Raw genomic sequence first — 23,805 nt, 5'->3', positions numbered from 1 at the left:
CTTATAAAAACTAACAACACATTTGCTTAATAATAAATAACAAATGAAAGATACCGCAAGGCTCAAGTAATTATTAAAAAACCCACATAAAACTATAAAAAATGAAGAAATCATCAAATACCATTTGAATTTTTCATTCTCTTCCATAACTTTTCTTATTGTATTACTAGTAAAATAAACAACATAAAAAGGGGAATAGAGGATCAATAAACCATATGCCTCGTTATATATGAAGGTAAATGAAAAATAGACTAAGAAGGCGATCATGCCTCCAAACTTGTACAAACCAAAATAGTGACGATTTTCAGTCATCTTGAACCTCTTCTGATTCTATATTGTCTACAAATGCATCAAAGCCTAGCCCATATAAAAAGTTAATAACATCCAGAGTAACTTTTCCTTTAGATCCAAATCCGGGCATATCTGCGATAGTGTCAGACACTCCTAACCCAATTAGGCCCATTGCAGGTTTTCCCAATTTATAGTCTTGCTCCCAGTTCTCATAATCTATGTTGCTTGCTTCTGTTGCAATTTCTAGTCCTCCAAATACATAAGCACATTGACCAGCGCTCAGTACTGTACACATTCCTGCTATTGCTGTAACAGCATTAGACGGCAAGTTGTTTACAAGTTCCTCCTCTGCCAAGCGTTTTGAACCATCAGGGTCAGCGAACTCTCTGTAGATATCATTCAACTCCCTAAGTGCTTCTGTATCATTTAAATAATCAAATTCACCTTCGTAAGATTGATAGTTGGCATTAAGTAATGCGTGTAAAAGGGGTCAGAGCCGTTTTAATCTTTCTTTGCAAGCAGCATAAAAGGGGTCAGCAGCATAAAAGGGGTCAGAGCCGTTTTAATCTTCTGCTATTCTCTTCCCCCAACCCAACTTCCGACCTCGCTTTTTACTTACCGCTCTCACTCCTGTTAGAGCTTCAATTTCACCCATAAATTTATCGCTCCCAAGAGCGACACCTTTATTTGTTGCCTCTACTATGCCTAAAACTACTTTGGGGGCTACTTGCGCTTTGAACAAAGCTCGATAATTTGACTGTCTCTCTTCGAGTGTTTTTCCTAGCTCTAAATAGCGTTGATGAGGCGTGACCAACGTACTTGCTTTTCCATAAGATTGCAGTGGTGACTACTCCAATTGTAATCATCTGGATACGCTACCATGTTCGCTCTTACAGGGTTCATTTCTATATATCGATAAAGTTCAAACAGATAAGTATCACTATCTACCAAACATGAACGATACCTGCCTTCCCACAAGGTGCCCGTTCTTTGATAAGTGCGATTAAAGTCCATCACATACATGCGTCCTAGAGACTGCATCATTTTCGATATACTCTCGGGTGAAGATGGTGTGCAGAGTAAATGCACATGGTTGGTCATTAATACCCATGCATGAATCGATACTTGAAAACGATTTGAGTACTCTTTTAACCAAGTAAGGTAGGCTTTCATGTCCTCTTCATTGGCGAAGATAACCTGACGGTTGTTCCCTCGTTGAATAACATGCTCGCAGACTCCTGCGACTGATAATCTCGGTTTTCTTGGCATAACAGTTCCCTTCCATTTCTGCCCCCCAAGACTAAAAGATATTTAAAACGGCTCTGACCCCTTTTATCTTTTAAAACGGCTCTGACCCCTTTTATTCGCTAGAAAAAATTTTTCTAACAGTTCCCACACCTATCTTCTTACCTTCCCAAAGATAAACTTCATCACCTTCCCTTAAGTAACTTAAAGCATTCTCAGGATTAAGGAATATGATAGCTATTTCGTACTCCTTGCCAAGCTCAAAAACTGTAACCTCATCTAAGACGAAACGACAATCAAAACCCTGACCATCATCAATCATCAAAGGACAACCATATCTTTCACTTTCAAGCGAAGATTGGCGGCCTCCTTCTTCGGCAGTTAGAAAACGAATAGATATAGTTGCTTCTTTCTTCATCACTTTGGTATCGCCATTGAGTCTAAAATTTCTGGTTTCAGTTCATCTAGGGATTGATTCGGTACTACATAAGCAGGAATACCACCGTCAACACTGACTGGTTCTGGTAATGAAGATTTTGGTACCTGAGTCTTAATCGTAGTGTAAGGTGGATCTTTAAATAAGTGTAAAAGGAAGTGTAAAAGGGGTCAGAGCCGTTTTAATCTTTCTTCTGTAAAAGGGGTCAGAGCCGTTTTAATCTTTCTTCCGCCAACCCAACCTCCGTCCTCGCTTTTTGCTTACCGCTCTAACTCCTGTTAAAGCTTCAATTTCACCGATAAATTTATCGCTGCCTAGAGCAACCCCTTTATTTGTCGCCTCTACTATGCCTAGCACTACTTTGGGAGCGACTTGTACTTTTATTTAGAATAAATATCAATTTTAGATATTTCCTCGGGCCAATCATCGGTGTAAGTATATCCTTCAATTGCATCGAGAAAACCATTTTTAACAAATACCAAATATCCAGTGTCAATTGACTCGTTTATCTTCGCCCCTAAATCACCAAACTTATATGTTTCATTTTCTTCTCCCATCTTAAGCTGACTACACCTTTCCAAGTCAGTCAAAAAGCCAACAACGCTTAACTCGCGATTGCTCACATTTAAACCAGAGAAAAAATCATCTCCAACTGTAATACCTTTCCTATAAAAGAATTCCTTAATAAGAGCTTTCTCAATACTATTCAATTTCATATTATAAATCATGGGATAAATGCCGTACCAATATTAACATTGCCATCTATCACTTTACCTCTGACCGTGACCTCAATTCCTTTAACACTCACTTTCGCCTCAAACGTATCGCTAATTATTCCATCATTCGCGAGATTTTGAGTAGCTTTTTCAATAGCCTGAAACGCTTTTACATTATCACCAGAGAATTTTTCAAGGACGCTCCCTAGCTTATGTTTTTCCAATGCCTTAGGACCAAAAATATGATTAGCTCTATTGAAGGATTTTTGGCTTACTTCCGCGACACTACCACTGTCATCAGTAATCGTACCACTATTATCACCGTCGACAGCCTTGCGCTTTCCACTTCCCCCAATAGTACTTAGTATACCAGTCCCTGCCGCTAGTATCTCTGCCGTTTCTGTATCAAGTCCAGTTCCTTGATATAGCTCTTTTACTACCCCTTGAGTCGTTGCATCAGCCATCAAGGCATTCGCCTCAACATTCTCTTGCTTAATCACCTGATAAAGCGCTAACGCCGTTCTATCTTCCCCTATTTGTTCAAAATATCCATCAACGTTTTCTTCTTCAAAGAGCGTTAACCTCTCTTGCTCATGTAACTTACAAAGCTCAGGGTTACTTTGCTCACAAGCTACCTGAGCTAAGCGATCCTTTTCTTCACTTAGCTCAAGTGCCTCTCGGATTACCTTGTTTTCACATTCATTCTCCCCGTTACAGCCTTTAAACTTTTCTAAAGCTAAAGACATATCGTCGTGATTCAAATAATTAAACTCATGCACCACCTGTCCCGCACTTTGTCCTGTGTAAGCCCCTTCTGCATCTCCTGTTGCGGCAGCGCCCGCCATGGCTCCTATCAGCCTGCTACCTCGACTTGGGCTTTCTCACTAAGTGTGCCGCTATCAAGTGCATCTCCTACCAACTCGGTTGCTACTCCTGCCGCCGCTCCTGCTGCGAACTCTCCTCCTGCTAGCTCAGCCATCGCACCTTGGGTTAAACTGTGCAGCATGGCTTTGCTAAAGCTGCCATTGGCCATGTCATGCTCTAGCCCCATATCACCAATTTGATCGGCTAAGGTCGCTCCTAGGTTATTTGACAAGGCACCTCTTAAACTGTTGGTTAGGCCGTCGACAAAATCAGTGTCGTTGATGGCGGTGTCGATACCAGCTTGTAGGCTTGAACGTCCCAACTGATGAAGCAAGGTTTCAGGGGTAAAGCTGCTTGTGGCAGTAAAAATGTTCGAGTTGCCCGCTGCTTGCGTCACGCCGTCAATACTTGGCAAAGCTCCTTCTGTCGGTATGGTTGTCACCATGGAGTCGAATCCAGCAACCGCGCCTGCCGTAAGAGCTGCCGTTGCCAATGCTTTGACGCTGTTACTACTGCCTAAATCTTTAAAGGTTTCCCCTAAATCCCCACCATTGTTGATAAAACTGAGACTCGCTTGAGAAATCAAAGTAGATGTAGCAGCGCTGACCGCGGCTGAACTCATGGTCCCTGTTGCGCCTATTGTGCTTGCAACGGTAGCACCTGTTCCTGAAGTCGCGATTGTCACCGCAATAGCTATGACTGCCGCCACTGGGCCGCTTAGGCTTTGCTCGCTATATGACCACTCATCAAACGCTTCGTTAACTTCATTCCAGTTAACGTTTGGATTGTCTTTAAGCAGCGCCATCCACTGGTATTGCTCGCCCGCGGGGATTTCAGCCAGCGTTTTTGCCAGATGCCCATCTGTGGAAACGTAATCCACTTGCAGGCCAAGAGCCGCTGATATATTTGGGGTCTCTCCACTTTTGCTTAGAATACTGGTTTGCTTTTGAGTGGTTTGGGATTGGCCTTGCCCTTCCATTTTCACCATTAATCCGCTGGAAACACTTTCGTGGCGATAGGAACTTGTCTCTTCTACTGCTTCAAACGTTAACTTGCCTTCTGCAGACCTTATTTCAATCCCTTCGTTTGCCGTAATTTCTGAGGCTTGATGAACTTGGTTATCTCGGCTGATTAAGCGGATATTGTCAGCATCAAACGTTGTTCCTTTGGCCGTTGTGGTTGAGATTTCTGTGTCCGACATTGAGTCACCCAATAGGCCACTGGATTCTCGGTAGGTTCTTGCGTAATCACTTTCTTGAGCCGCGACGGAAAGCAATTTTCCTTGGGCTGCAACGTTAATATCTTGCTCTGCACTAAGCTTCGAAGCCACCAGCACGGTGTCTCCACCGGAGGCTATGTTGAGGTTTTCCCCAGATTCTAAACTTGTGCCTTCTTGCCTTGACTTACTTTTGATGTCTTTTGAACTGCCGCTGTCGAAGCGGTCTAATTGATAGGTCTGATCTGCTCCTATGACTACGTCTCCGCCTGCCACAATACTGAGGTTTTTCTCTGCGCTGATTGCGCCACCACTCGCCGTCACACTGTTTCCAGTTGAGATTGATAGTGCGCCTTCGGATGTTACTTTATTGCTTTGATAGTCGTGGCTGGCTTTTTCTACTTCCCCACTTCCACTGTGATATTTGGCATAGGATTTATCTTCAACGCTGGTAAAGCTAATATCATCACCTGCTTGAATTTTTGTATCATCGCCGCCAGAAATATCTCCACCAACACTAACGACTGAGCCGCCTGCGATGATATTCAGTTTTCCGCTCGAGGAAATCGTTGCGGTATCACCTAGATAGGTTGTGGTATGGGTGATGTTGTCGGCATCGCTACTTACGAGGTTGCCAGCCCTGTCAGCATTGAGCTGCTGGCGAAGGGTTTGATTTACTATCGATCCCTCGGCCGACATTACTGCAACTTCATCCCCCGAAATCTTGCCACTAAAATTGGTAATATCGCCCTTGGCTATCAGTGTAGTGTCACCTTTGGCCTCGAGCGTTCCCGTATCATTGGTTATAGTATCTTCACTGATAATAGTCAGTTGCTTAGCCGCCGATATGGATCCACTATTGTCTAACTTGCCTACCCCTATACTGATGTTTTTGCCTGCAATGATGGCAGAATCTGAGAGTTGGTCTTGGGTGATTTGTGCCAAATAAAGCTTGGGGGCTAGGACAGTTTGTCCATTTACCGTTATCTGTTCATACCACAATATGTCTTGAGCTAATGATGAGACTTGTTGCTCTGTTAAGCTGATACCAAAGCTCAAATCTAGCGCTAACTGGGCTTCGGCAGCCGCATCTATTAGGCTTTGCATTTGTGCTAAATCCGTACCCACGCTTTCGTTTAGATAGCGTTTTCCCGTTTGTTCGAATATGGCTTGGTTAATAATGCGGGTGTCGTAAAAGGCATCCCCCAAGAAGGTAATATCAGCGTTAGGGTTGTAACCTATTTTTTCTAAAAAATAATCGGATCCTAAAAAACTGGTTAAATTGGTGAGAAGCGGATTAGTTTCAACTAAGTAACGACTTGTTGGAGTTGCTGAGTAGATAAACAAGCCATTTGGGCTATCCGGAAAGCGAAACTCTGGGAATGGCTGTTGATTGATGTTTGGCAGTTCTATTTGTGGTGCTTCAACATATATTGATGTGTTCACCTCTGCAGATTGAGTGTTGGTTACTCCAGCGCCTTTTAACGCTGAAAAATTCACGTTTGTCTGAGCGGTATTGGTCGTTTGGGTTTGCTTTTCGGATTGGCTGGTATTTACTTTACTGGCATTTGATTGAACGACAGAATTATTAACTTGGTTTGGAACATTAAGGGTTACGTCACCCGTAGCGGTGATAGAAGCGTTAAGTTTGCTTCCCGATCCGTTATTAACCAAGCGTACACCCACTCGATCAAATATAAATTCATTGTGGCAAGAACTTGAAGAAGTACCGCTCCCCAGTCACATAGCGTTTTGTAAAACACTCCGTCTACATCAGGATGAGTCATTCCCTCAGGGTGGTCGTTACCTCTTATCTCGTAGTCATAATAAACTGAAGTATCAGATAAATCGTAACCGATATTGGCGAGGTGCTTTGCGTCAACAACAACTTCTTTGCCAGCAATATGACTCGCGTTGTTTTCTACTTCCTCAGCCATGATTGTGAGTTCATTAGTCGCAACTAAATAAGCTGGCGACGAAGCGGATTGCAGGTATTCAGACTCGGTAAGCACAGGAACTGTGAAGGTTGCACCATCTAAAACGGCATAAACACAAACACCTAATGGTCCACAAACCCGCTGAAGAGTGGGCCGATGTTTCGCTGTCGATGGGTCGTAGACCTCCACATCCTCGCAGGGAGCATATGACGGGCATTGTCTTTCCACTTTGGTCGACATATGTGTAGTGTTATTTGCGTCATAGATCAGAGGGTACTCTGAGCTAATATCGTTAGACATATCAGCTTCGATGGACAAATCTGTACGGCTATTAGTGAGAACTTTGGTATAAATTGAAACATTACCGATGGATTCAAGCCTTCCAGAGGAGTTATAAAGGTTAACACTTTTTTCTAACTCTGCATTTTTAGCAATAGTGAGATCGTTTAAGGTTAACACGTCGCTATAATTGCTGAGCGTGTTGGCATAAAGATAGCCGTTGTTACCTGCGTATATCACTCCGCGATTAGTTAAGGTTCCAGTGAGGTTGGTTTGTGCGTTATTAAGGGCGATTAGTGCGCCATAATTGGTTGTATCAGCCGCGTTTAACTGTAAGTCGGCCAGAGCTTGAAGCACTCCATAATTGAAGGCGGTGTTCGAGGTCAACTCGGTGTTGAATCCCGAAATCACGGCGTCTTGCTGATTGGTCAGAGTGCCCGACACATTGATTTGTGTCGTTCCCGTCGATGTTATCTCAGCGTTGTTGTCTAAAGATCCAGCACTTAGGGTTAAGTTGCGCCCTGCAATCAAATCTTTCTGCGCATTTAGATCGCTTTGAGTCGTGATATTGATATCGCGGTTAGCGATCACTTGACTACTTAAGGCAAGTCTATCTGCCTCTACCGTTACATCGTGTTCTGCATTAAGCGCACCGCCTATGGTGATTTGCTCTGCCTCTAGTGTAATGGATGATTTGGCGTTAATTTCACCGCTCTGAGTCAAAGTGTGGGCGTCAGTCAGTGTCAGATTACCGTTCGTATTGACAGTACTGTTCGCTGTTTGTGTCAGGTAGTCAACATTAAAGGTAGTATCATGTTCAGAGCCAATATCACCTCTAATCTCAACAGTAGTAGCCGTGACGTTTAGTGTTTGTTCTGCATTCACAACACCATCTTGAACTAGCGTATCAGCATTTAGCGTGACATTACCTCCAATTAACTCGCTCTCAGTTTCTAAGGTTAAGGTCTTCGCTTCTACTGTTGCGTCGCCATCGGCATGGATGTTTCCGCTACTCGTTAATGTACTTGTTTGCGTTAGTGTCGCTTGATTTAATGAAGAAATATCACCACTGTTGGTTAACTCATCTGAAGTCAAGGTTAGGTCGTTTAATGACTGTATCTGCCCTTGATTGGTGATCACAGAGGCAGCAACATCCGTGTCGTTACCCGAAATTAGCCCACTAACGTGATTGGTGAGGCTCCCGCTTAAAGTCAGCGAAGTATTGGCAATGGAGTTTAGTTCAGCGCTGTTATCAACATTGCAACGCTGAGGGCAAGGTGACGTCCTGCTATCAAGTCTTTTTGGGTATGTAGATCGCTGCCAGTGATTATAGTAATGTCATTGTTCGCGGTGATCTGACTGTTTAAATCCAGTGTGTCAGCATCAACAGTGACATTATATTCAGACTGAATGTCTCCTGATAAGGTAGCGTTTTCTGCATCTATAGTGACGGTTTCTTTTGCTTTTAAAGAACCTAATTGAGTTAGTGTACGCGCCGTAACCGTTAAATAATCGTTGGTTTCGGTTTCTCCCTCTCTTTGTAGAGTTATGGAGCCTCCACTTGCTGTTAGATTCAGTTGCCCTCCACTCTTAATCACACCGCTGGAGTCAGTGTTTTGTGCTTCTAGCGTCAAGTTTTCAGCGGCTTGTAACAAACCATGAGTCTGATTGATAAGGTCATCGGCCACGGTAATAGATAGTGTTTTCCCCGCGTGAATATCACCGCTGTTTCGCAATGAGTTTGCATCTATGCTTATTATTTGTGATGACTTTACTTGTGACCCTTCTGTGTTTGTTATGGTATCGGTCGCCGTTAATGTGACTTCTCCATCACTTCGAATAATGCCCGTGTGATTGAGTGAGCCTGTTGAAACAACGATATCCCCAGCGTAGTTGTTGCCAGAAAGTGTGAGCTGCTTGCTGTTCATCTCTAACGTTTGCTCGGCATCCAGCTCCCCATTCTGCGAGAGGATGTCCGCTTGTAGATTAATAGTATCAGCGCTCGATTTTCCGTCGTGAACGAGGGTATTCGCTTGCAACTGCAAATGCCCACCAGCCGTTAGTTGGCCCTGTTGAACGGCAGTTTCTGCTACAAGATTCAACTCTCCTAGGCTATGTACTGCACCTTCTTCGGTAATTGTTAGGCTCCGTTCGGCATCTAACGTCACTATTTGTCCATTAACCGCATTGCCGATCGTAAGCTGCTTACCCGTAAGATTAAGGGTTTGCGCCGTGGTTGCGCCACCGCCATTTGTCGTCATTTCTTGACCTTGGAGACTCAGGTCCCCTTCCACGGCTATCTCACCATCATTTGTCAAGGAAGCTAGTTCAACGAGTTCCGCAGAGCGGCTAACTATTTGACTATCTCCATCTATTTGAATATCGGTTGCTTGGCTGTTTAGCTTTTCGTGGGCGGTGAGTTGACTGGCAATGAGTTCAACACCATCACTTTCGAGGTTAATTATCCCCCCCTCTTCTGCTTGACCATTTTGATTAATACCCGCGACAACATTGCTCTGGTTTAAGTTGAGATTTTCTTGGGCTTTTATAGTCAACTTCTCTTTACCGACAATAGTCGCGTTGCTAGCCTCAATGCTATTGGCTTGATAACTGAGATTCCCATCAGCGTATTGCTGGCCACTCAGTGAAATTGCATCTTGACTAAGGACTTTGATATCTTTCGCTGCACTCGCATTTCCAAATACGACTCTTCCATCAGCAGTTATGTTTATGTCACCCTGCTGCGCAGCCACATTACCAAGGTTGACGCCGACTCCATCTTCTGTGGCGACCAATGAGATTTTCCCCGCATACAAACCGCCAAGGAGAGATGTGTCTATCGCTAGAGAGGGGTTGCTGTCGTCGCTGGTTCTTTTAGTGACAGTATTTGTCTGATAGTCGACTCGGTTTTGGCCTGTCACTACATTGAGTTCATTGGCATGAAGTTCGGCATTAATTTGTGCGGTTCGAGCAATGACATCGAAATAGGTTTGTTGTGTAGCATCTAACCCCAACCCCTCAATGGTGACGCTGCCTTGTGATACTTCAAAGCCTGATAGTGCCCCGTCGGTCACTTGAGGCTCACCCGTCGCTAACGTCGCTCTAGGGGTATTAATAAAACCGCATCCATCACACGTTATTCCGTATGGGTTAGTTAATACCACATTCGCAGATTGGCCCAATACTTCGGTATACCCTTGCAACTGGCTTCGGTTGGCTCCCGTGACCTCATTGAGTATGACTGTCGCACCGCCACTGCTGTTTAAGTTGGCGTTATTTTGAACCAACCCAGCAAGCTGAGACTGTGCAAACTGCTCGGTTGAGTTATTGAGTACTAACCCTGAGGGATCAACATCAAACTGATGATATTTGTTGTGAGACAAGCCTTGGCTGTTTGGCGTCGCGATATTGACCACTTCCACACCATTGCCCGCTTTTTCTACCGTTGTGTTTCCACTGCTCACCACAACCTTTGCCATAGCCGGTTGAATGGTAAAAAGCGTCAAAATGAAGTAGGTGGTTGCTTTTTGAAACTGCGTAACTGGTCTACTCGCGTTGTTTGTTTCCATATTGACGCCCGCTTAGTAGGTGAGATTAAGTTGGTAATAGATCACGTAGTCATCGACATGTAGACGTGAAGGTGCAGCGATGGGAAAACCGATAGCGGCTACTGCTTTGTAGTGTTGTCCTAGTAGCCTAAAAGCTACGCTGGTTCCCATTAACGAGCCGTTCTCATAAGCATCTTGGCTGTCAGGCACTATGGTTCCTGTATCTATCGCCCACTGGGCCTGTAACTGTCCGAGATAGGCAAACCGATTGATGTCCCATGTAACATCGTTGCGCCAGTAATAGCCTTCGTCCCCTGATAAAGAAACGTTCTTAAAACCACGGATGGTGTATTCACCGCCGATGCTGATTCGCTGGCTTCCATACAAGGTGTTATTGCTCCACTGTGCAAACAAGCTGCTGGTATAAAAAAGAGACTCTTTAAGTGGATAGCTCATACTCGCCATCAAAGTGCCTTTATAGAACTGGGCGACAGGTTCACTTAATACTTCGCTATCTGATTCTCCGCCAAACCAATCTGTGCCTAGGGTAAATGCTGGCGAAAATGTCGCGTACCCGCCCAAGAGTCGATGGCTAATATTTAAGCTCAGTGAAGCGGCTGTTAGGGCTCGCGAGCCAGATTCGATAAGGCTACCCATTAGGTAATTTTTATCTCTTCGATGAGTTAATCCTAACGTGATGGCCGACTTACCTTGGCCATCTCGGTGAAACAACCAAGTTAAGTCAGCGTTATGAAGGGTCGATTTGCCATCGGTATCTATGGTAAATCCTCGGCTATCAAATTCGGTGTAGTAAGTGCTGTAAGCCGTTCGATAACTTAAGTTCCAGTAACCAAGCGGAACATTGATATCAAAATTCAAGCTTTCTGAGTCGTATTTAGCAGTAAACTCGCTGGCTTTGGTCGCGGTTAGTGACCATTGTTCAAACAGGCCGAGTAGGTTCTCACCACCTAGCTTTGCTGAGAGCAGCTCTTCTCCTGTCAACGGCTGGCCGCCATTGTTGAATCCAAAGTCGATGTAAATCGGCTTCCCAATATTGGTATGCACATCCACTATCGTGGTACCTGGCTCTGTTCCCGGTAGCATTTTGATTTGAGCATCATAACGTTGTAATCGGTTGATTTGATCAAGGCCTTGCTCGACATCTCTTAGGTTGAGTATTTCCTGCTTATTAGATGGAATAGCTAAATCAAAGGAATACGTTTCTTCTTCATTTAACCGTAAACTCTCTAGTTCGCCTTCAACGATCACAATAGTCAGAATACTTGACGACAAATCCTGTGGCGTAAGGTAGGCCCGAGTGGTGACATATCCCCTTTCGATGTACGTGTTGGTGAGTGTGCGAAGGTAAGCATTAATGGTAGAGATACCAATACAAGCAGGTTCAAATTCTAGTGAATACAACAGTGTCTCATACTTAGCGTGTCGTTTCCTTCAAAACTGATGTTGTTGATTTGAAAACAGGGTTCATCGATATTGATGGTCACTTCGGGTAGGCTCTCTATTGGTTCGAGCGCTCGCAAAGCCGTCGTTTCTTCTTCAAGCCTTTTGATTCGCTCTCCTTGCTCTCTTGCCTTCTCTTGTTGGACGGATGGTGAAACGGGAATAGGCGTTTGGTAGGAAACGGAATAAGCACTTTTAGAAGCAATAAGGATCGCTAATCCGATTGTTCGACAAAACAACAAGCTCTGCATCTTTATTCCCTGAACCGGCACCTATATCAACAATCGATATTGTTATCAGATACGGATTAGCAGTGACATGTCATCTCGTTATCGCGATTTGTAATTAATGACTAATTGTTATGAACTGAATGTTGAGAGCCACGTAAATACACATTTCCCGTGTTTCTATTTTAAGCAGGTTCGAAACGAAAAAAGCCAACCTAAATGGCTGACTCTTTTTAGTAGGACGAAGAGGTTATCTCATGCGAGTTGAAAGAAAGTATAGGGATTACATTCATCTATCACTTGGGTTGGTGACCACTCTTTTTTGCAAACATTTGCATCGCCTCGGCAAACGTTGTTGTCCCGCCTTTGGGCTGAACCTGAACGACTTTAAAGCCCATTTTTTCTAACGCTTGGCGCTCTGCTAAAACCGCATTGTCATCTTGCTGGCTCCCTTGAGCAGGTTGGTGAATGTAACATCCCTCTAGTTGACCATCTTCAACCAGTTGGTGATGTCTCAATGCTTCGATATCAAAATTCATAGTCGGTCTTTTGTTTTAATTAATAGTGTTTCAGGGGCGGTTCACATTCGCTTAAGAGGCTTAACCACGCTATCTAACCCTTCGATCTTTAGCGCTAGGCAGATTTGCAGGAGCTGGCCTAACTCCCCTTCTGGCCAGCCTTTTTTGTCAAACCACAAAAGATACTCTTCTGGAAGATCAATCAAAGCACGGCCAGCGTACTTGCCAAAAGGCATTTGCCTTTTAGCGAGTTTAAGTAAGGTTTCTTTTTCGAACATAAAGCAAGTTTAAGGTTGTTGCCATCCACCTAGAGTAACACCTAATCTCTCCACCCAATAGTTGATCGCATCTTTCGCATCATCCAGTGAGTCGATGATGGTAGAAAAGTCTTTGTTTCCTGCTTCACGGTCGACGGCTGCAAATAGTGGGGTTCCATCTTGTGCATCGCTCACTAACAACTCGATACTTGCACTTCCCACATTGGTGTGTTCGCCAGTTGTTACTTTTGAAATGGTTGAAATGGCAAGACCAAACGGTAACACGCTACTGGTGACAGCTAAAACCGGGTTGGGGGTTTCAATATTACTAAGTGCAATACTCAACCTCAGGCTTTTGCCATTCGGCTCAGGCACTACGGGTTTGTGCACGCTGATTTTTTCTGTCAGCTTTTCGGTGAGATAATTTGTCAGCTCTTCTATTTCTTCTTGATTAATGGACTCTTCATCAGCGACCACAAAAACTTGGTCTATCACCACTGAATCATATTCCGCCAATTTGTTTACAAGGCGTTCTTCCGTTCTCAATCCGATTCGAGACCAAACCAAATCCACACCACCTTCGGGTCCGGCTCTAAAATCTTCATAGCTGGTAAACTTTGTGGCTCGCTTTACTGGGCCGCCGGCACAACCGGCTAAAAACGCCGCAGCGACAAAGGCGATGAATAAGGTTTTGATGTTCATAAATTCTCCTGCTTTACTTTATTAGTATGATATACCATATAATATTTGTATACGAGTAAATATTAAGCAGGATTATAAAAATGGGTATCAATTTGAGTTGAAAGTATGAACATACTCGACAACTACCTGATTACCTTCAATATAGGCTCTCTGAATCTCCCCGTCGACGCTCATTCTAGACTGAAGGTAGACCACCTTGTCATCTTGCTGAATCGCTTTTTTTAAAGTAGGGATCACCTGTTTGGCATCAATGTGCAATGAACGGCAAAACTGGTTAACAAATTGGAGAGTTAGGGGTTGTTCCCCACGCAAAAGATTGGAAAACTCCAGTTGAGTAAGACCGAGTTTTTTAGCGAACTCCATCTGAGTAATCCGCATCTTGGCTTTTTGCGACATCCAAATTTGATAAAGCATTTCTCTGTCTTGTTGTGTAAATTCCATGTGGCTTCCTTTGGCTGAGCTGACTTTGCTGCAGCATTGTCCAAGGCTACCAGTGGGAAATGTCAGTGTTGAGTTAAGAAAGCATCAAGAATTGGCATGATGAGATCTTCAGCCCGTAAATGCTTATCAAGATTTATCATTGAGCAGACAAATAAAAAGCGCCCGGTTTACCTTGGCGCTTTTCACTTGTTTAAATCTTATCTGAGACTAGAACCAACCGCCGATAAGGCGTTTAAACCAGTCAAAAAAGCGTTTAAACAGCCCACCTTCTTCAACTGCTTCAAGTGCCACTAAGTCAACAGTCGCAATGGTTTTATCTTCGACTTTATACAAAACCTGTCCAACGACGTCATTCGCTTGTATCGGTGCAACGAGATCGCCAAAATATTCAATTTCAGCAGCCAGCTTACCAACATCACCTCTTGGTAAAGTCATGTACACATTTTCAGCCACACCGACATTAAGGGCGTCTTCTTGTCCCATCCAAACTCGGGCACTGTCTAAGGTTTTGCCAGCCTCCGTCGGTGAAACCGTTTCAAAAAAGCGGAATCCATAACTTAGCAGTTGCTTGCTTTCAGATTCTCGGCTTTTAGTGCTATTGGCACCCATCACTACCGAAACAAGACGCATATCACCACTGGTTGCTGAAGTCGCAAGACTATAGCCTGCCCCACTGGTGTAACCGGTTTTCATGCCGTCGACGTTCATACTGCGATCGCGTAACAAACCGTTGCGGTTGTACTGCGTTATCCCGTTATAAGTAAATGAGGTCTCGCTGTACAGCGGATAAATGTCTGGTAGATCTCGAATGATTGCCTGACCCAGCTTGGCTATATCATATGGTGTTGAGTACAAACCATTACTATCTAACCCGTGTGGATTGGTATAAGCCGTATTTTCGAGGCCTAGTTTTTTGGCCCATGAGTTCATTAGACCAACAAACGCACCTTCGCTACCTGCGACGTGTTCTGCAATTGCAACACTTGCGTCATTGCCCGACTGAACAATAAGGCCACGGTACAAGTCGATCATTGGTACACTCGTGCCCACTTCGATAAACATCTTCGAAGAATCGGGAAAGTTTTTTGCCCAAGCGTTTTGGCTCACGGCCACTTGGTCATCTAAGCGAATATTACCCGACTTCACTTCTTGACCAGCAACATAAGCGGTCATTAACTTGGTCAAACTTGCTGGATTGAGCTTCTTATTGGCATTTTTTTCTACCAAGATTTGACCTGTATGATAATCAATCAGCACATAACCTTTAGCTCCCAGGGCCGGAGGATCAGGAACAATGGTCGGCGCAGCGCTCGAAGTAGCAGTAAACACAGATGAAGCAGTCAATAGCCCGCACAAAAAGAGAGTTTTATTTTTCATAAGCAAATTTGGTAACCAACAACTGGATTCAGTATAAACAAACGTCGTTCTGTTGCAGTCCTAATGTTACTAATGGTTACGTTTAATCGCCAATTCTCGCAAATAAAATTCCGGTCTATTTTAGACATCAATCATAAATGAACGATTAAAAGCCAGCACAGATAAAAAAGCAGCCATCTGGCTGCTTTCGATAGATTAAACGGCTTATGTTGATTCTGGCTGCCAAGGCTTACCAATCACACTGCTCTTGTAGCTAAACCACAGATAGGTAATTGCGATAGAGAAATAGAGGTAAGACAAACCAAACACCAAGGGTGAAGTAATAAGACCGGCAGAAAAGCTCCATGTGACACCCACCAGAGTAACCACCAACTTGGCCAACATACCGCACATCAGAAGGGCAAGTGCGAATTGAGGAAAACGAGTCGTTCGAAAAGCAAACCAATAACAAGATCCGACGGCAAGCGCAGAAATCGACAAGCCCAACATGAAAGAATGGAGGTGATCGGCCGACGCGACACCAGCGGATATAGACGTCATGATAATCAGTAGTAGTTTCATGCTTACCTCACTTAATATTGAAAAAGCATCCTTTCAAATATGAAATCTCATTTTGCGTATATTTTCGCCTATCTTGTGCAAAATTCAACCCAATTATACGTGTTACAGGCTCAACAAAAATCGTACTGGAGACCTTGTAACATAAAGGTTACAATTCACTTGTAATAACTTTTAGCACTGCCAGTAACTAAACAGTGAAAAGAGACCAAAACAGCCACAAATTAAACAATCTGTTAACATAGAGGTTTTTATGCTGAATTTAGCTTTATGTGATCTGAAGCATGAACGGACTGGCCTAAAATAGGCCGAGTAAACTCTCGCAAAGTAAGATTGCATTTTATCCGCTTGACTCAATAAAATGTCGGGCAAAACGACTAGCACTTTGATATCAACATTATTTAGCGCATATCGACTATGACATCACAATACCGAATCAACAGAATCGTCGAGGTTGGAGATACTCTCCATCGATGCGGTTGTGCTCCTTACAAACTGGAAAAGTACACTCAGTACTACGCCCGCAAACACGATATCGACGTAATGGTTCAAGCAACCCCTACTACGGTAAATTACCAGTTTCCCGACGATAACGATGCGGTGGTCATGAAGCGTCACGCACCCGCTTCAATCAACCTTAGCTTACTTGCCAATACGATTATTCGTATCAACCAACCAAGTAACGAACCAATTCCAGAACCGATAAAATACCCTAAGTGGCTAATAGCACTCGCCAATATGGTCATTCCTCCTTCCTATCTTTTGCTGGTGGGAAGTACAATGGAAGCCATCATTTTTGCCGTTTTTCTTGGCCTTATGGTCTGGACCTGTCAGCAAGTCTGTAAAGGACGCCGCTCTATCGCGGTTGAGTTTATCGCCGCTCTACTCACTGGGGTTATGGTGGCTCTTTTTGCTAGCACGGGTACTGCGGTTCCGGTTTGGGCTTTGTGTATCGCGGCCATTATTCTATTTGTGCCCGGCCTATCCATTGCCAATTCACTGGAGTGTTTAGCCTTTAACGATTTGGTTTCAGGAACCAGCTTATTGGGTCAAAGTATGCTCACGCTGATGAAACTGTTTGTCGGCATTATTATGGGGTTAAACATAGGTGAGGCAATTTGGGGGCAAGCCGTTGCATCTGAATATGTCAATGAAGTTACTTTGCCCTTTCACATAATGGGGCTGTTTTTGCTCTCGGTTGCTCTGAGTATTATTTTCAATGCCCGTCCTATCGATATCTTACTGGGCTTACCTATTGCAGCACTGGGAATGTGGGGGCCTTTCTATCTCGGTTTCGAAAGTGGCTGGATTGTCGGCACTTGGGTGACAACGGTTTTGATTACTCTGTACGGTACTTGGATTGCAAAAAAGATGAAACTGACTGGCGGTATCTACATCGTTCAAGGGATTATCATACTCGTTCCCGGTAGCCGAGTATTGGTCAGCGCTAGTCAATCTCTGTTCGAGCAATCTGTGTTGCCCATTCCAAGCATAGGCTTATCCGCTTTGTTTATGTTTTCGGCCATCGTAGCAGGGCAAATAACGGCTTACTCGATCTATTCGCCAAAAGCGGAGCGCTAGTTGTTTTTAAAAAGATAGCCAACGTTCACTATTCTTCTATTAAAAAGCCCAGTTCGAAATCCACATTAGCGGTTGATTTTGAACTGGGCTTTTACCTTTGTGCTTAGCCTTGCGCTGATAACTTCCTTTGCCTTTCTTATTTTTAACCACTCTAGTTCTAAATAAGTGACTGGTAACCAACGCTTTTAGTGCATTGTCTTTAATCTCGCCTCTACCAAACTCCACCTCTGAACTAGAGGCTTCTACTGTATGAGGGCAATCATGCTTTTGTTTTGCCATATTTTCCTCTCTATATAATGAGTAATCACTCATGTATAGCCATTATACCCGATGACCACCTAACGCGCAGTAGTGACAAAACCATGAAAAGCGTTGAATCTCTATGCATAAACGATACACAACGCAAAATTCAGGAAAATTAACAAAAAAAGTTTTTGATTTCTGACGAAATCCGTTGACTTAAACCGAACGTGCTCTAGACTGGACTACAGCTAGAAAACGGGTTCTTTGTACTCCTCGCCGTTTCGTTGGGTTTTTTGTAGATCTGCCGTAACGTCGTACGCAATAGCAATTTCCTTTTCCACGCTATCCGTGCCGTTATAGGCCAATTTTATTAAACAAGGATATACAAAATGTCTAACACAGTTACTGGTACTGTTAAATGGTTTAACGAAACTAAAGGTTTCGGTTTTATTCAACAAGAAAACGGCCCTGACGTTTTCGCACACTTCAGCGCAATCACTGGTGACGGTTTCCGCACTCTTGCTGAAGGTCAAAAAGTTGAGTTCACTATCGCTCAAGGCCAAAAAGGTCCTCAAGCTGAGAACATCAAACTAGTATAATTTGAATACTAATTGATAGATAATAGCCAGCACTATTTGCTGGCTATTTTTATATTCATGGCACTGAAACCAACAATCTACAAATTTCGAATCGATCTCTCAGATACCAACAGAGACAAATACGAAGCACTTTCGCTTACCGTAGCACTTCACCCTTCAGAAACCGTTGCTAGAATGTTGGCGCGCGTTCTCGCTTTGGGTTTAAACGCTCAAGAAGGTATTGCTCTTACCAAAGGGCTATCCACCACCGAAGAACCAGACGTTTGGATTAAAGAGCTGGATGACTCTATCAGCCTTTGGATCGAAGTAGGCGAACCCGACCCAGACCGGGTAAAGAAAGCCTGCCGCCTAGCCAAACAAGTTTGTATTTATACCTTCACAAGCAAAACCGATGCATGGTGGAATCAAGTCGCTGGTAAAGTCTCTTACTTCCCAGCCAAAGTTTTTCGCCTTGCAGGTCACGGCCTAGATGCGATGGCAGAAGAGTTGCCTCGTACCCTAGACCTCGGAATGATGGTCAGTGAGCAAACCATTTACCTTACCTTGGGCGATCAAAGTTTTGAGGTAGAGATCGAGGAGCTTCAATAAGTGGCCAATTTACTTCAGACTCTGGAGCACATTGGCGTCACTGCGCGTATTGAATCACTTTCGCTCAATTCTGAGTTCACTTTGTTTTGTGAGCAAAACAGCCGCTTTTTTACCCGTATAACGACAAATGACCAAAGCGCTTCGGACTTGCAAAGGCTGCTCGGCCTACTGACCAAAAGTCACATCGAAGCGCTGACAAGTGTTGAGCAGAACATGGGTTCCCTTCAGGCAATGGAAGAGACCTTTCTAGAACATCTCGGAGATGAGCACAAGTTTCAAAACCATTCGGTTGGCAATCTTCTACTTATCACCCACCTATGGGTTTACTTGCAGGGATACCTTCAGATGGATTTTTCTCTTGCCAATGACTATGCCGAGCAAACAGCACAACGAGTTGCCCCTCTTCTCAATCAGCAACCTGACCGACTGCGTACTGAACTGATGAAAAGTTTCTATCTGGGTGATGAATCTAGCCCGACTAAAAACTTATCTAGCCAAGGAATACTTGCTCGTATAAAACAGTTCTTTTCTTAACCCTCTCTACAGCCGGTGGTGTCAAACACCACCTATTGCATTAAATCTTATTAAGTTGTTTTAGCGCTTCGCTCTTTTCAACAAAGTATCGCACTTACACCTCTCCCACTTAAAAATACCAGAAGCACGAAAAAATCGCACTTGAGTATTATCAAGCCTATTGCCGTCCAATATTGCGTAGCATGAGGCACACAACGACCTAGGTTCAGGAGTAGAGCAAAGAGTAAACAGTTGCGAGGCCATTCTAGCGTTAAGCGTTGTAATTTATAGAAATAAAAATAATAATCATTTACAAATATACTGATAATAATATTAGTTCTATCCCCCTGGAAGCAAAAAGAAGTCAGCAAATAATAAATACTAATCTATCTTTTCAGAGGAAACTTATGCGTAATTTAGGACTGCCGTTAGGCTTAATATGTCTTGCAGCTCAAGCACCAGCGCATGCTCACGTTAAATGGTTTGTCGACACCAACACGGCAACTGTTGAGAACTTTCAACCATATTCGATCACCGATACCCCAGTTTTAATTTGGATGGCCATCGCGGCGCTTATCTTTGTCGTCTCTGCTTTTTTAGACACAAGATTGCCAAAAGTGAAGGTCGCAGACAGTAAAACCAGGCATGATTTTATCGAGATACTGAGAATTTTCACCGGTATGTCATTTTTGCTTACCGCTTACGACGGGGCTTTAATCGCTCCCCATCACGTAGCCTATGGAATGTTTGGCGATGCGATGGTTTTACTACAAGCCACTATCGGTATCATGTTACTTGCCAACCGATTTATTCATCACGCATCGATACTTATTGTCATCCTCTATCTTGGGCTTATTGTTCAGTACGGCGTGGTAAGTGCCCTAGAATACGTGAACATTTTGGGTATCAGCTTATTCCTGTTATTTAACAATCTGCCTTCTCCCTCCCTCCAAGCTAAGCTTAAACCTTATTCGGTGGACGCACTTCGCATCCTTACCGGTTTGGCACTCTTTGTTCTAGGAGTCACCGAGAAGCTTCATGGCGCACTATACGGACAAGCCTTTATCGCTGACTTCCAGTGGAACTTCATGCCCTACTTAGGATTTGAAATGTTTGACGATAGATTGTTTGTCCTATCAGCGGGTATCAGCGAATGCATATTAGGTATTCTGCTTATGATGGGAACAACCACTCGCCTAACCACACTCACCATTTCTGGTTTTATGCTGACCTCTAACATTGTGTTTATTGTTCAGGGCAACCGAGAAGCCGCATTAATGGAATTTGTAGGGCACTTGCCAATTATTGGTTCTGCTCTAGTTCTAATTTTACTGGGCTATGGTCAAAAGCTAAAAGTCACCCAACTCTTTGCTCGTTCTTGATATCAGAGGCGTTATGAAAAATATCAATCTTAGGTTCCCTTATGTACTTTACTTGGCAGTCATTTGTGTCCTCGTTGGCGTTATTATTGCCCCTGATGTAACAAGCGAACCGGAAAATCATGATACTCACTATAATCATGACCACAGCATGGAACACGGCATGATAAACGTCGCGCCGGAAAGTGCGCCAACTATCGCCGTTGAGCTTATCAAAGACACCAGTGCGGGTTGGAACTTAGTGGTCGATACCACAAACTTCACCTTTACACCCGAGCTGGTCAATTTAGCCAATGTGGATAACCAAGGTCACGCGCATATCTATGTCAATGGTGAAAAACTGGCGCGCTTATACGCACATCACTACCATTTATCGGATTTTCCACCAGGGGACTATGAAATAAAAGTCAGTCTAAACGCGAACAACCACGACGCCTTCGCCATCAACGGAAAACCGATTGTTGCGATCGCGACGATTTCTGAAAACAGCGTCGAGTAAACTCTTCATTATTAGAGCTAATTAGACCGCTTTATTGGCTATTAGGCCCGAGGTCAGAATCGATATTATTTCGGTTCTGACCTTTTTAAATCCGCTGTTAAATATTCCAATCGCTGTTTCTAAACATCGCTATTCAGTGCAAAGGTCAGAGCGAAGATTAAGTTTCGATTAAACCAGATGCTCTGGTTTAAGGATGTGGGGCTGCGCCGCCAAAGTTGACCGCAATGTAGTTGGTGATATCAACCGGGTCGGTAATGGTGTCACCATTTTCCAGCACCAAAACAGGTAGCCATTGCTGCTCTTCACCCAATATGTCAACGATCTCTTTTCTCGGCTTTGGGAAAGGAATTCTGTGCACTTCAATGTGTCCTTCCCATTGTGGGTTCACCTTTAATGCACCTTCGATAAGTGCACAATGAGTACAAAACCAGAACTTTCCTTCTTCTTCGAAAGGCATTTTTAATACGAACAGTTTTGGTTTCATCAACTAACCTCATTATTCAAATAGTAGATATGCGCGGAGAATTTAGTGCGTACAATGAAGCACTGCATAAACTTGGTCAACCACTTTTCCTTTTAGTAACAAACATTCACCTGACATACAAAAGTTAATAATGTCATTTAGACCCATTTAATCTAGGTCAAAATGACATTATCATGGATAAAAAATCTTGTTTGGTGTACCCATGAACGATATTCAAATTTCCACCTTAATAGAACTAACGATAGGTTTAGCAAGCGGACATAGTGAAGAAGATAAGTTTACTAAGTTGCTCGACGCCACACGCAAGGCTATTCAGTGCGACTGCGTGGGACTTTTGTCGTTACAAGGGGACACTTTGGTCCCGCTAGCTCTGCAAGGTGTTACTCAAGATACTTTGGGAAGACGCTTTAAGCTCAGTGAGCACCCTCGTCTTGCCCGTATTTGCGAATCCAAGCAAGCCGTTCGCTTTGATGCGGACTGTGATTTACCCGACCCATTTGACTGTTTGCTTATCGATCACGAAGGCGACCTTCCCATTCACGCTTGCATGGGTTTACCGCTTCGCTATGGAGATGCCTTGCTCGGCGTTTTGACTATGGACAGCCTGACGCCGAACGTCTTTGATAATATTCCCCAACGCAGTTTAGAGGCGCTTTCTGCCATCATGGCATCAAGTTTAAAGGTAGCCCTTACCGTTTCCCAACTTGAGCAGCAAGCCAAACAGGTTCAGCAACGATTGGAAGAATTAAGCGAAGACAACTGGGAGCGTGAAGGTGTTGAAATTGTAGGTAGCAGCCCAGTTATGCTGGCTCTAAGAGAAGATATCAATGTCGTCGCACCATCCAACTTCAATATTCTCATTCACGGAGAAACTGGCGTCGGAAAAGAACTGGTTGCCCGTTCCTTACATATGCTATCACCTCGTCGCAAACAGCCTTTGGTGTATGTTAACTGCGCTGCCATTCCTGAATCGCTGCTCGAAAGTGAGCTTTTTGGGCATGTTAAAGGGGCCTTTACCGGTGCCGACAAAGACCGAATGGGCAAATTTGCATTGGCGGATGGAGGGACACTCTTCCTTGATGAGATTGGTGAACTGCCGATGTCGGCGCAAAGTAAAATCCTAAGAGCGTTGCAAAGCAACGAAATACAACCTGTCGGTCAAGACGCTGTCCACACCATTGATGTTCGGGTGTTGGCCGCCACTAACCGCGACCTGAAACAAGAAGTCAATCAGGGGCGTTTTCGCTCAGACCTTTTCCATCGGTTAACGGTGTACCCTATAGAAGTCCCTCCCCTCAGAGATCGAACCGGGGATATCGAACTGCTATCTGGCTTTTTCTTAGAAATCGCTAGACGCAAGTTGGGGATCACTCGAATTAAATTTACCCATCAATCTTTACTAGAACTGTCGAACTACTCATGGCCCGGCAATGTTCGTGAGTTAGAGCACGTCATCAACCGCGCCGCACTAAAAGCACGTGCGCGCTGCGACAATCAAAACTTAGTATCTGTAAGCCCTTCCGATATTGGCGTGTTGGAGAGTGGGCTGAGTAGTAGTGTTCCTTCAGTCACTGATGCTCCAACTGATGCAAAAAACCAAAACTTAAGAGAAGCAACAGAAAACTTTCAACGCCAGTTAATCGTACAAACTCTAAGCGATACGCAATACAATTGGGCAAAAGCGGCACGGTGTCTGGAGACCGACCGCGCCAACCTAGTGCGTCTGGCAAAACGTTTGGGGATTCAGGTAACGAAACAACACAAAATAGAGATGTAGTCATTGCCGATACTGGTTACAATAACGCAACAAACTATACTTTGGCTTTTCATAAGGCCATGATAAAAA

General features: G+C 43.9%; 26 protein-coding genes. 7 read left to right on the top strand and 19 right to left on the bottom strand.

Annotated elements, in window-relative coordinates:
* Positions 1-304: 304 nt before the first annotated feature.
* The 17 genes from BLO31_RS17020 to BLO31_RS16945 all read right to left on the bottom strand — a co-directional run bounded on the left by BLO31_RS17020 (position 305) and on the right by BLO31_RS16945 (position 16,076).
* Positions 305-694, bottom strand: a complete 390-nt coding sequence (locus BLO31_RS17020; protein ID WP_070969433.1) for a hypothetical protein — start codon at positions 692-694, stop codon at positions 305-307.
* 159 nt (positions 695-853) lie between these two features.
* Entirely contained in the window at positions 854-1,105 is a 252-nt protein-coding gene (locus BLO31_RS24085; RefSeq protein ID WP_217495132.1) for a hypothetical protein, read from the bottom strand.
* Entirely contained in the window at positions 1,078-1,560 is a 483-nt protein-coding gene (locus tag BLO31_RS17015; protein WP_217495131.1) for a transposase, read from the bottom strand. Before BLO31_RS17015 ends, BLO31_RS24085 begins: the two co-directional genes overlap by 28 nt.
* Positions 1,561-1,651: 91 nt before the next feature.
* The gene (locus BLO31_RS17010; RefSeq protein ID WP_139159037.1) at positions 1,652-1,957 is read right to left on the bottom strand and encodes a hypothetical protein; all 306 of its coding nucleotides are present in this window, start codon (positions 1,955-1,957) and stop codon (positions 1,652-1,654) included.
* Between the two features lie 395 nt (positions 1,958-2,352).
* A complete protein-coding gene (locus BLO31_RS17005; protein WP_139159036.1) occupies positions 2,353-2,688 on the bottom strand; it encodes a hypothetical protein in 336 nt (111 codons plus the stop codon).
* A gap of 8 nt (positions 2,689-2,696) precedes the next feature.
* Positions 2,697-3,533 carry a hypothetical protein gene (locus BLO31_RS17000; RefSeq protein WP_070969422.1) on the bottom strand — a complete coding sequence of 279 codons (837 nt, stop codon included), beginning with the start codon at positions 3,531-3,533 and terminating at the stop codon, positions 2,697-2,699.
* Between the two features lie 8 nt (positions 3,534-3,541).
* Complete coding sequence (locus BLO31_RS16995) at positions 3,542-6,442, bottom strand: DUF637 domain-containing protein (RefSeq protein WP_139159035.1); 2,901 nt, start codon at positions 6,440-6,442, stop codon at positions 3,542-3,544.
* Positions 6,382-8,124 (bottom strand): autotransporter outer membrane beta-barrel domain-containing protein, encoded by a 1,743-nt coding sequence (locus tag BLO31_RS16990; protein WP_070969416.1) that lies wholly within the window; start codon positions 8,122-8,124, stop codon positions 6,382-6,384. Before BLO31_RS16990 ends, BLO31_RS16995 begins: the two co-directional genes overlap by 61 nt.
* A gap of 95 nt (positions 8,125-8,219) precedes the next feature.
* Entirely contained in the window at positions 8,220-10,553 is a 2,334-nt protein-coding gene (locus BLO31_RS16985; RefSeq protein ID WP_070969412.1) for a filamentous hemagglutinin N-terminal domain-containing protein, read from the bottom strand.
* A gap of 12 nt (positions 10,554-10,565) precedes the next feature.
* Positions 10,566-11,954 carry a ShlB/FhaC/HecB family hemolysin secretion/activation protein gene (locus BLO31_RS16980; protein ID WP_070969407.1) on the bottom strand — a complete coding sequence of 463 codons (1,389 nt, stop codon included), beginning with the start codon at positions 11,952-11,954 and terminating at the stop codon, positions 10,566-10,568.
* Positions 11,942-12,244: a hypothetical protein gene (locus BLO31_RS16975; protein WP_070969404.1), complete on the bottom strand. Its 303-nt coding sequence runs from the start codon at positions 12,242-12,244 to the stop codon at positions 11,942-11,944. The genes BLO31_RS16980 and BLO31_RS16975 overlap by 13 nt, the downstream gene beginning before the upstream one ends.
* Positions 12,245-12,516: 272 nt before the next feature.
* A complete protein-coding gene (locus BLO31_RS16970) occupies positions 12,517-12,759 on the bottom strand; it encodes a hypothetical protein (RefSeq protein WP_070969401.1) in 243 nt (80 codons plus the stop codon).
* A gap of 41 nt (positions 12,760-12,800) precedes the next feature.
* A complete protein-coding gene (locus BLO31_RS16965; protein ID WP_070969396.1) occupies positions 12,801-13,016 on the bottom strand; it encodes a DUF3820 family protein in 216 nt (71 codons plus the stop codon).
* Positions 13,017-13,025: 9 nt separating this feature from the next.
* Positions 13,026-13,697 (bottom strand): DUF3313 domain-containing protein, encoded by a 672-nt coding sequence (locus BLO31_RS16960; protein ID WP_070969393.1) that lies wholly within the window; start codon positions 13,695-13,697, stop codon positions 13,026-13,028.
* Between the two features lie 87 nt (positions 13,698-13,784).
* The gene (locus tag BLO31_RS16955) at positions 13,785-14,138 is read right to left on the bottom strand and encodes a helix-turn-helix domain-containing protein (protein WP_070969390.1); all 354 of its coding nucleotides are present in this window, start codon (positions 14,136-14,138) and stop codon (positions 13,785-13,787) included.
* Between the two features lie 207 nt (positions 14,139-14,345).
* Positions 14,346-15,515 carry a D-alanyl-D-alanine carboxypeptidase family protein gene (locus BLO31_RS16950; RefSeq protein WP_070969387.1) on the bottom strand — a complete coding sequence of 390 codons (1,170 nt, stop codon included), beginning with the start codon at positions 15,513-15,515 and terminating at the stop codon, positions 14,346-14,348.
* Positions 15,516-15,719: 204 nt separating this feature from the next.
* Positions 15,720-16,076 (bottom strand): NADH:ubiquinone oxidoreductase, encoded by a 357-nt coding sequence (locus BLO31_RS16945; RefSeq protein WP_070969384.1) that lies wholly within the window; start codon positions 16,074-16,076, stop codon positions 15,720-15,722.
* A gap of 414 nt (positions 16,077-16,490) precedes the next feature.
* Between BLO31_RS16945 and BLO31_RS16940 the strand changes: the two genes are divergently transcribed.
* The gene (locus BLO31_RS16940; RefSeq protein WP_070969380.1) at positions 16,491-17,654 is read left to right on the top strand and encodes a threonine/serine exporter family protein; all 1,164 of its coding nucleotides are present in this window, start codon (positions 16,491-16,493) and stop codon (positions 17,652-17,654) included.
* A gap of 39 nt (positions 17,655-17,693) precedes the next feature.
* Here the strand turns inward: BLO31_RS16940 and BLO31_RS16935 are convergent, their stop codons facing one another.
* Positions 17,694-17,933, bottom strand: a complete 240-nt coding sequence (locus tag BLO31_RS16935; RefSeq protein WP_070969377.1) for an alternative ribosome-rescue factor A — start codon at positions 17,931-17,933, stop codon at positions 17,694-17,696.
* A 353-nt stretch (positions 17,934-18,286) separates the two neighbouring features.
* Here BLO31_RS16935 and BLO31_RS16930 point away from each other — a divergent pair, with 353 nt between their 5' ends.
* The 5 genes from BLO31_RS16930 to BLO31_RS16910 all read left to right on the top strand — a co-directional run bounded on the left by BLO31_RS16930 (position 18,287) and on the right by BLO31_RS16910 (position 21,475).
* The gene (locus tag BLO31_RS16930) at positions 18,287-18,496 is read left to right on the top strand and encodes a cold-shock protein (RefSeq protein ID WP_070969374.1); all 210 of its coding nucleotides are present in this window, start codon (positions 18,287-18,289) and stop codon (positions 18,494-18,496) included.
* 57 nt (positions 18,497-18,553) lie between these two features.
* Positions 18,554-19,084: a YaeQ family protein gene (locus BLO31_RS16925; protein ID WP_070969732.1), complete on the top strand. Its 531-nt coding sequence runs from the start codon at positions 18,554-18,556 to the stop codon at positions 19,082-19,084.
* On the top strand, positions 19,085-19,618 hold the full coding sequence (locus tag BLO31_RS16920; RefSeq protein WP_070969372.1) for a hypothetical protein: 534 nt from the start codon (positions 19,085-19,087) through the stop codon (positions 19,616-19,618).
* Between the two features lie 386 nt (positions 19,619-20,004).
* Positions 20,005-20,979, top strand: coding sequence for a DoxX family membrane protein (locus BLO31_RS16915; protein ID WP_070969369.1), 975 nt, complete (start codon positions 20,005-20,007; stop codon positions 20,977-20,979).
* Positions 20,980-20,992: 13 nt separating this feature from the next.
* Positions 20,993-21,475 carry a hypothetical protein gene (locus BLO31_RS16910; RefSeq protein WP_070969365.1) on the top strand — a complete coding sequence of 161 codons (483 nt, stop codon included), beginning with the start codon at positions 20,993-20,995 and terminating at the stop codon, positions 21,473-21,475.
* A gap of 187 nt (positions 21,476-21,662) precedes the next feature.
* Here the strand turns inward: BLO31_RS16910 and BLO31_RS16905 are convergent, their stop codons facing one another.
* Positions 21,663-21,959 carry a DUF3088 family protein gene (locus BLO31_RS16905; protein WP_070969362.1) on the bottom strand — a complete coding sequence of 99 codons (297 nt, stop codon included), beginning with the start codon at positions 21,957-21,959 and terminating at the stop codon, positions 21,663-21,665.
* Between the two features lie 202 nt (positions 21,960-22,161).
* Here BLO31_RS16905 and norR point away from each other — a divergent pair, with 202 nt between their 5' ends.
* The gene (norR, locus tag BLO31_RS16900) at positions 22,162-23,736 is read left to right on the top strand and encodes a nitric oxide reductase transcriptional regulator NorR (RefSeq protein ID WP_070969359.1); all 1,575 of its coding nucleotides are present in this window, start codon (positions 22,162-22,164) and stop codon (positions 23,734-23,736) included.
* Positions 23,737-23,805: the final 69 nt, after the last annotated feature.

Origin of the sequence: Vibrio sonorensis, assembly GCF_001854765.1 — a bacterium.
GTDB lineage: Bacteria > Pseudomonadota > Gammaproteobacteria > Enterobacterales > Vibrionaceae > Vibrio > Vibrio sonorensis.
Note: the sequence above shows the minus strand (reverse complement) of the source record. Positions and strands in the feature narration are given on the sequence as shown.

Excerpts from the sequence above, each read along its gene's own strand:
- BLO31_RS16965 (WP_070969396.1), bottom strand. The coding sequence starts at position 13,016 with ATGTTCGAAAAAGAAACCTTACTTAAACTCGCTAAAAGGCAAATGCCT.
- BLO31_RS17015 (WP_217495131.1), bottom strand. The coding sequence starts at position 1,560 with ATGCCAAGAAAACCGAGATTATCAGTCGCAGGAGTCTGCGAGCATGTT.
- BLO31_RS16960 (WP_070969393.1), bottom strand. The coding sequence starts at position 13,697 with ATGAACATCAAAACCTTATTCATCGCCTTTGTCGCTGCGGCGTTTTTA.
- BLO31_RS16940 (WP_070969380.1), top strand. The coding sequence starts at position 16,491 with ATGACATCACAATACCGAATCAACAGAATCGTCGAGGTTGGAGATACT.
- BLO31_RS16915 (WP_070969369.1), top strand. The coding sequence starts at position 20,005 with ATGCGTAATTTAGGACTGCCGTTAGGCTTAATATGTCTTGCAGCTCAA.
- BLO31_RS16975 (WP_070969404.1), bottom strand. The coding sequence starts at position 12,244 with ATGCAGAGCTTGTTGTTTTGTCGAACAATCGGATTAGCGATCCTTATT.
- BLO31_RS16970 (WP_070969401.1), bottom strand. The coding sequence starts at position 12,759 with ATGAATTTTGATATCGAAGCATTGAGACATCACCAACTGGTTGAAGAT.
- BLO31_RS16930 (WP_070969374.1), top strand. The coding sequence starts at position 18,287 with ATGTCTAACACAGTTACTGGTACTGTTAAATGGTTTAACGAAACTAAA.
- BLO31_RS16945 (WP_070969384.1), bottom strand. The coding sequence starts at position 16,076 with ATGAAACTACTACTGATTATCATGACGTCTATATCCGCTGGTGTCGCG.
- BLO31_RS16950 (WP_070969387.1), bottom strand. The coding sequence starts at position 15,515 with ATGAAAAATAAAACTCTCTTTTTGTGCGGGCTATTGACTGCTTCATCT.
- BLO31_RS16925 (WP_070969732.1), top strand. The coding sequence starts at position 18,554 with ATGGCACTGAAACCAACAATCTACAAATTTCGAATCGATCTCTCAGAT.
- BLO31_RS17005 (WP_139159036.1), bottom strand. The coding sequence starts at position 2,688 with ATGAAATTGAATAGTATTGAGAAAGCTCTTATTAAGGAATTCTTTTAT.
- BLO31_RS16910 (WP_070969365.1), top strand. The coding sequence starts at position 20,993 with ATGAAAAATATCAATCTTAGGTTCCCTTATGTACTTTACTTGGCAGTC.
- BLO31_RS16935 (WP_070969377.1), bottom strand. The coding sequence starts at position 17,933 with ATGGCAAAACAAAAGCATGATTGCCCTCATACAGTAGAAGCCTCTAGT.
- BLO31_RS16905 (WP_070969362.1), bottom strand. The coding sequence starts at position 21,959 with ATGAAACCAAAACTGTTCGTATTAAAAATGCCTTTCGAAGAAGAAGGA.
- BLO31_RS17000 (WP_070969422.1), bottom strand. The coding sequence starts at position 3,533 with ATGGCGGGCGCTGCCGCAACAGGAGATGCAGAAGGGGCTTACACAGGA.
- BLO31_RS16985 (WP_070969412.1), bottom strand. The coding sequence starts at position 10,553 with ATGGAAACAAACAACGCGAGTAGACCAGTTACGCAGTTTCAAAAAGCA.
- norR (WP_070969359.1), top strand. The coding sequence starts at position 22,162 with ATGAACGATATTCAAATTTCCACCTTAATAGAACTAACGATAGGTTTA.
- BLO31_RS16955 (WP_070969390.1), bottom strand. The coding sequence starts at position 14,138 with ATGGAATTTACACAACAAGACAGAGAAATGCTTTATCAAATTTGGATG.